The organism is Collibacillus ludicampi (genome assembly GCF_023705585.1).
Classification (GTDB): Bacteria; Bacillota; Bacilli; order Tumebacillales; family BOQE01; genus Collibacillus; species Collibacillus ludicampi.
The window spans coordinates 1-5,858 of sequence record NZ_BOQE01000003.1 but is presented as its reverse complement, the minus strand read 5'-3'; the positions used below and the strand labels follow the sequence as shown (position 1 = coordinate 5,858).

The following is a 5,858-nucleotide window of genomic DNA, read 5'->3' as shown; positions in this document are numbered from 1 at the left end:
AACATCTCGTGAAATACCTTTCAGAGTGTCCCAACTCTTTTCTGGATGCCCTATACGATATCGGGCTACTTCAGATGATTCAAAGGTACACACGTACACGATCATAGCCACACTGCCGAACGAGCTTGTTAGCGAGATCCACGACCGTATGCCGGTGATCTTCGGCCGGAAGATAAGGTGATCAAGTTGGATAGGGAGAAGTAGGACATGGAGTTGCTTCAGTCGAGTCTTGTGACTTTCCCAGCTGAAGAGAAGGGTACTTATCCTGTATCGCCGATGGTGAGGAATGTGAAGAATGATTCGCTGGAGTGTATAAGAGGTTAAATAACAGGTATTTTGAACTATTGATTAGGAAAAACAAGCCATCCCGATTGTCGAGGCGGTTTATTGGTTGGATCACGACAAGCACTTCATCATTTTTTGTGCTGGCTGCGGTTGTGTAATTGAACGATCTGTTTGCGTGCTAAGCATATCCCACCTCTTAGCTGCGGTGTCTATTCGTCTATTCGACTAAGTGTAAACCTTGTACCATCAGTACTTTTTCTATACGCTGGAACTTCCTTACACGAACGTTTCGTAGTTTTCTCGTCGTCTTCGATTCAAAGGTAACGATGGAGCTTTTCGATTACACCGCCTCGACTTGCGGCTTGTTAGCGAGTACCTCATCCTCCCCATTTGCATCGATACGTCTCCTGCCCACACACTAGTTTTCGATAATAAAAGTACGTTCCTACAACGAGGCATCCGTCTGCCTCCGTAAAATTTGCAAAGTGCTTCTTTACGGTCTTTAAACATCCTTCCGTTATTCATCCACGCCATTCATCGGTCGCCTCCGTTTATCGAATTTCTTGGAGCTAATCTCCGCAGAAGGATAAGCACGAGGCGGCGAATAATCGCCTCGCTCAGGTTACACTCTTGGCTCGGGGCTTGGCTGCATGGCGGCGTAGTTCATTTCTAACTATCGTTTTCCTTCTGCGTTAATAATCTTCTATATACCCGATGCGTAACCGAGGTTATGTAATAACCAAGGTAATCGGTCTTAAGTCTTATTCTTAAGTATCCGTATTATGTATCGGTAAATCCTGATTATCGACCGATACTTGAAAAAATCAACTGATAGGCCCATGATAAGAGCGGTTTATAGATTCCCGATAGTGGAATGAGGCAAATTCTATGATTTAGTTGGCGTTCCTTGATGAAAAAACATTTGCCACCTACCATCCCTAAATTTCCAAATTGAACTACGCAAAGTATATTGCATTCTTGTTTCATCCATTACACGATATGTTGTTAACACCACATCTTCTGACAAAGGATGTATGTCAAAATCATAAAGGGTCATTTCCCGCACACTAAGTCCACCCTCACCAATACAATCCTTTTTATACCGAATATTCCCTGAACTTCCAAACTCAAAGAAATCATCCGCGAGTAACTTTTCTAGTTCTGCTGGAGCTGTACGAATTTCAGGTTCTAACAACCGTTTCTCTAATTGACATAAATGCTCATTTATGGAAGATTGATTTTTCATTTTTAGACCCTCCCTCAATAATTTAAATATAATGAAACTTTAACAGAACCTTCGACCTAGAGAACGCAGAAAAGACGGATAGAGAACCGAGAGACGGTAGTCCCTCACTCGCAGGGATCCTCGTATGTTATCAATTATTCCTTCTACACTTATCCAGCTTTTCCTCTTTCTTGTCAAACCGTTGTTCATTTCGCTCTGTAGGTCGTTGAGGCTCTGGCGTAAAAACGTGGTGTACGCAGTGCTATCTCTATCTCAAACGGTGCGATCTCCTCTACCAGATCGCGGTAGGTCTGCGTGCAGGCAATGCCCCGTGCCTTCGACAATAACCAAGGTGTCATGCGGTCGCTCCATCTTCCAGTGACCTTCCGCATCGGGCCAGAACTTGTGAAATGTCCGCAATATCCCTGATACCCATATAATTAAAGTTTAAACCCGGTATTAGACCGTAAAAGACCTAAACTACACCGGGCTCATTTAAAGATAAACGTCACTTCGTTATTTTCAGCAAACGATTACAAGCGATACCACATGAACAACGATGTTTACCAAATAGTAAATGATAAGAAGGTGGGAATTCTCTGTTTACACGTTGCACTTCACGCGCAAATTCCCTCCTATTTTTTGGTACACGACGCAAAGAATTGGCTTTTGCTTGAGTATCAATATTCGCTCCCGGAGGAACGAACCGATTCGGAGGAATACGTACACCGTTTGTAACGACAGCGTTTGTTGAAATAAACGTTCCTTCCCCAACAAAGGCATTAAAGACAATGGATTTAAATCCAACAAACACTCTATTTCCAATAAAACAAGGGCCATGAACAAGAGCACCATGGGCGATCGTTACACCGTTTCCAATATATATTGAATATTTTTTGTTACCTACAGGAATTTGTTGATGAAGCAAACCATGTAAAATGACTCCATCTTGAATATTCGTATTCGAACCAATAAAAAATGGCGTTCCTTCATCCGCTCGAATGGTAGCGCTAGGCGCAATAAAAACGTTTTTCTTAATTGTCACATCCCCTATAACACTAGAAAATGGACTAAGAAAGGCTGTTCTGTTTATTTTTGGAAAATGATTGGTGGGATTAAACGATGTCCTTGGATTTGGGCTGATAAAACGTACAAACAAATTGAAGGGACCCTGAGGAACTTTTTTAGAAACGTTTTTCTTAATCCTTCTACGAGGTAAAGACATCGAACTTGTATTTATTTTTTTCACACTCGTTCAAACCCCTTTATCGTTTTGGACTGCGCGTATCCCCTTTTTGGCTCTCGTTTTAATGAATGCATGTTATTAAAATAAGGAAACGGACATCTGTACCAGGGATTAAACTTGGACATACTGCCCAGTTGTACGATACAACGAGAATCGTATTATGATAAGAACATATGTTCTTATCATAATACGATTCTCGTTGTATCGTACAACTGGGCAGTATGTCCAAGTTTAATCCCTGGTACAGATGTCCGTTTCCTTATTTTAATAACATGCATTCATTAAAACGAGAGCCAAAAAGGGGATACGCGCAGTCCAAAACGATAAAGGGGTTTGAACGAGTGTGAAAAAAATAAATACAAGTTCGATGTCTTTACCTCGTAGAAGGATTAAGAAAAACGTTTCTAAAAAAGTTCCTCAGGGTCCCTTCAATTTGTTTGTACGTTTTATCAGCCCAAATCCAAGGACATCGTTTAATCCCACCAATCATTTTCCAAAAATAAACAGAACAGCCTTTCTTAGTCCATTTTCTAGTGTTATAGGGGATGTGACAATTAAGAAAAACGTTTTTATTGCGCCTAGCGCTACCATTCGAGCGGATGAAGGAACGCCATTTTTTATTGGTTCGAATACGAATATTCAAGATGGAGTCATTTTACATGGTTTGCTTCATCAACAAATTCCTGTAGGTAACAAAAAATATTCAATATATATTGGAAACGGTGTAACGATCGCCCATGGTGCTCTTGTTCATGGCCCTTGTTTTATTGGAAATAGAGTGTTTGTTGGATTTAAATCCATTGTCTTTAATGCCTTTGTTGGGGAAGGAACGTTTATTTCAACAAACGCTGTCGTTACAAACGGTGTACGTATTCCTCCGAATCGGTTCGTTCCTCCGGGAGCGAATATTGATACTCAAGCAAAAGCCAATTCTTTGCGTCGTGTACCAAAAAATAGGAGGGAATTTGCGCGTGAAGTGCAACGTGTAAACAGAGAATTCCCACCTTCTTATCATTTACTATTTGGTAAACATCGTTGTTCATGTGGTATCGCTTGTAATCGTTTGCTGAAAATAACGAAGTGACGTTTATCTTTAAATGAGCCCGGTGTAGTTTAGGTCTTTTACGGTCTAATACCGGGTTTAAACTTTAATTATATGGGTATCAGGGATATTGCGGACATTTCACAAGTTCTGGCCCGATGCGGAAGGTCACTGGAAGATGGAGCGACCGCATGACACCTTGGTTATTGTCGAAGGCACGGGGCATTGCCTGCACGCAGACCTACCGCGATCTGGTAGAGGAGATCGCACCGTTTGAGATAGAGATAGCACTGCGTACACCACGTTTTTACGCCAGAGCCTCAACGACCTACAGAGCGAAATGAACAACGGTTTGACAAGAAAGAGGAAAAGCTGGATAAGTGTAGAAGGAATAATTGATAACATACGAGGATCCCTGCGAGTGAGGGACTACCGTCTCTCGGTTCTCTATCCGTCTTTTCTGCGTTCTCTAGGTCGAAGGTTCTGTTAAAGTTTCATTATATTTAAATTATTGAGGGAGGGTCTAAAAATGAAAAATCAATCTTCCATAAATGAGCATTTATGTCAATTAGAGAAACGGTTGTTAGAACCTGAAATTCGTACAGCTCCAGCAGAACTAGAAAAGTTACTCGCGGATGATTTCTTTGAGTTTGGAAGTTCAGGGAATATTCGGTATAAAAAGGATTGTATTGGTGAGGGTGGACTTAGTGTGCGGGAAATGACCCTTTATGATTTTGACATACATCCTTTGTCAGAAGATGTGGTGTTAACAACATATCGTGTAATGGATGAAACAAGAATGCAATATACTTTGCGTAGTTCAATTTGGAAATTTAGGGATGGTAGGTGGCAAATGTTTTTTCATCAAGGAACGCCAACTAAATCATAGAATTTGCCTCATTCCACTATCGGGAATCTATAAACCGCTCTTATCATGGGCCTATCAGTTGATTTTTTCAAGTATCGGTCGATAATCAGGATTTACCGATACATAATACGGATACTTAAGAATAAGACTTAAGACCGATTACCTTGGTTATTACATAACCTCGGTTACGCATCGGGTATATAGAAGATTATTAACGCAGAAGGAAAACGATAGTTAGAAATGAACTACGCCGCCATGCAGCCAAGCCCCGAGCCAAGAGTGTAACCTGAGCGAGGCGATTATTCGCCGCCTCGTGCTTATCCTTCTGCGGAGATTAGCTCCAAGAAATTCGATAAACGGAGGCGACCGATGAATGGCGTGGATGAATAACGGAAGGATGTTTAAAGACCGTAAAGAAGCACTTTGCAAATTTTACGGAGGCAGACGGATGCCTCGTTGTAGGAACGTACTTTTATTATCGAAAACTAGTGTGTGGGCAGGAGACGTATCGATGCAAATGGGGAGGATGAGGTACTCGCTAACAAGCCGCAAGTCGAGGCGGTGTAATCGAAAAGCTCCATCGTTACCTTTGAATCGAAGACGACGAGAAAACTACGAAACGTTCGTGTAAGGAAGTTCCAGCGTATAGAAAAAGTACTGATGGTACAAGGTTTACACTTAGTCGAATAGACGAATAGACACCGCAGCTAAGAGGTGGGATATGCTTAGCACGCAAACAGATCGTTCAATTACACAACCGCAGCCAGCACAAAAAATGATGAAGTGCTTGTCGTGATCCAACCAATAAACCGCCTCGACAATCGGGATGGCTTGTTTTTCCTAATCAATAGTTCAAAATACCTGTTATTTAACCTCTTATACACTCCAGCGAATCATTCTTCACATTCCTCACCATCGGCGATACAGGATAAGTACCCTTCTCTTCAGCTGGGAAAGTCACAAGACTCGACTGAAGCAACTCCATGTCCTACTTCTCCCTATCCAACTTGATCACCTTATCTTCCGGCCGAAGATCACCGGCATACGGTCGTGGATCTCGCTAACAAGCTCGTTCGGCAGTGTGGCTATGATCGTGTACGTGTGTACCTTTGAATCATCTGAAGTAGCCCGATATCGTATAGGGCATCCAGAAAAGAGTTGGGACACTCTGAAAGGTATTTCACGAGATGTT

General features: G+C 41.9%; 6 protein-coding genes. 3 read left to right on the top strand and 3 right to left on the bottom strand.

Features of this window, described 5'->3' with window-relative positions; genetic code table 11:
* Positions 1 to 25 precede the first annotated feature (25 nt).
* Entirely contained in the window at positions 26 to 181 is a 156-nt protein-coding gene (locus DNHGIG_RS21145; RefSeq protein WP_282200290.1) for an SOS response-associated peptidase family protein, read from the top strand.
* A gap of 990 nt (positions 182 to 1,171) precedes the next feature.
* Here DNHGIG_RS21145 and DNHGIG_RS20825 read toward each other — a convergent pair.
* Together DNHGIG_RS20825 and DNHGIG_RS20830 are read right to left on the bottom strand one after the other, a co-directional pair.
* Positions 1,172 to 1,531, bottom strand: a complete 360-nt coding sequence (locus DNHGIG_RS20825; RefSeq protein ID WP_282200289.1) for a nuclear transport factor 2 family protein — start codon at positions 1,529 to 1,531, stop codon at positions 1,172 to 1,174.
* Between the two features lie 487 nt (positions 1,532 to 2,018).
* The gene (locus DNHGIG_RS20830) at positions 2,019 to 2,759 is read right to left on the bottom strand and encodes an LbetaH domain-containing protein (protein ID WP_439647742.1); all 741 of its coding nucleotides are present in this window, start codon (positions 2,757 to 2,759) and stop codon (positions 2,019 to 2,021) included.
* Positions 2,760 to 3,099: 340 nt separating this feature from the next.
* Between DNHGIG_RS20830 and DNHGIG_RS20835 the strand changes: the two genes are divergently transcribed.
* A complete protein-coding gene (locus DNHGIG_RS20835) occupies positions 3,100 to 3,840 on the top strand; it encodes an LbetaH domain-containing protein (protein WP_439647742.1) in 741 nt (246 codons plus the stop codon).
* Positions 3,841 to 4,327: 487 nt separating this feature from the next.
* Complete coding sequence (locus DNHGIG_RS20840) at positions 4,328 to 4,687, top strand: nuclear transport factor 2 family protein (protein ID WP_282200289.1); 360 nt, start codon at positions 4,328 to 4,330, stop codon at positions 4,685 to 4,687.
* A 990-nt stretch (positions 4,688 to 5,677) separates the two neighbouring features.
* On the opposite strand, the gene DNHGIG_RS21140 is transcribed toward DNHGIG_RS20840, so the two are convergent.
* A complete protein-coding gene (locus DNHGIG_RS21140) occupies positions 5,678 to 5,833 on the bottom strand; it encodes an SOS response-associated peptidase family protein (RefSeq protein ID WP_282200290.1) in 156 nt (51 codons plus the stop codon).
* Positions 5,834 to 5,858 lie beyond the last annotated feature (25 nt).

Coding starts and splice junctions, on each gene's coding strand:
- DNHGIG_RS20825 (WP_282200289.1), bottom strand. CDS start 1,531: ATGAAAAATCAATCTTCCATAAATGAGCATTTATGTCAATTAGAGAAA.
- DNHGIG_RS20840 (WP_282200289.1), top strand. CDS start 4,328: ATGAAAAATCAATCTTCCATAAATGAGCATTTATGTCAATTAGAGAAA.